We start from the raw sequence: 927 nt of genomic DNA, 5'->3' as shown, positions 1-927 counted from the left end.
GCGAGTTAAATCCTCGGTTCGCAATACAAATTCTTTTACCCCGATAAATTCAGATTCAGCCACAACGTAAAATTTTGATCCTTTTCTGTAGCCTTTAAATTCATTTTTTAACCTATAGTTCTTCATCACTATCCCCTGTGAGTAACTTTATACAAGCATATAAAAAATACTCTAATTCCCCGTTTGAGTCAATTAAATCCATTTTAAATCCTGTATAACATAAAGTACTTTTCAAATAATAATAATAATGTTAGTCACTTTAAGGAATTTGCCCTTAAAAAAAATTTATAATTTTAAAGGATAAAAAGACGTATTTCGGTTTTCAAACTTATCATCCGCTATAAACACTTGCACATGTTCCAGCTGCTGGTTCATAAAAACAATGTTCTTTAAATTGACCAGAAAAGGGTTGATCATACCATGTAGGAGGACAAGGACCATATGGATTAAAGTACCAAAGAGCATATTTCGCTGGGTGATCTCTCCAAGATTCCAAATTCTGTCTTGCTAATCTTCTTTCGGATTCTCTTGCCCTTTGATAAAATACATTGCCTTTTTGGACAGCTTCAAACGAGTAATTTCCTCCTTGTACATGAAAAATGACTTGTTTAACTGTTCTCAAATCTTTAAAGTCAGTACATTCTGCAACAACACGGTTAACAATGACATTTCCAACATAGAGCATTCCTTGTTTTCCTTCGCCTTCAGCTTCTGCTCTCATCATCCGGGCCATTAAATCAACATCTGCAGTCCGGTAAGCTACTCTCGCCATTTTTCCACCCCCAAAATATAGTATGTATCAAAGATTACATTCATGTCGTTTTAAATAATAAGCCTTCGTATTAAAGCTTAGAGTTATTAAATAAAAATAATTTTTGTAAGTTGCAAAAATTGTTAAAAACTCATCCTAAGTAAAGCTTATTATAC

The 927-nt window shown here is 33.1% G+C and carries 1 protein-coding gene; it reads right to left on the bottom strand.

What is annotated here, in order from left to right:
- Positions 1–331 precede the first annotated feature (331 nt).
- Positions 332–772 (bottom strand): cell wall hydrolase, encoded by a 441-nt coding sequence (locus V7164_RS24815; RefSeq protein WP_335347359.1) that lies wholly within the window; start codon positions 770–772, stop codon positions 332–334.
- Positions 773–927 lie beyond the last annotated feature (155 nt).

The organism is Bacillus sp. JJ1474, from assembly GCF_036965225.1.
In the GTDB taxonomy this organism is placed as follows: domain Bacteria; phylum Bacillota; class Bacilli; order Bacillales; family Cytobacillaceae; genus Cytobacillus.
The sequence above is the reverse complement of the archived record's forward strand: the minus strand, read 5'-3'. Positions and strand labels throughout refer to the sequence as shown.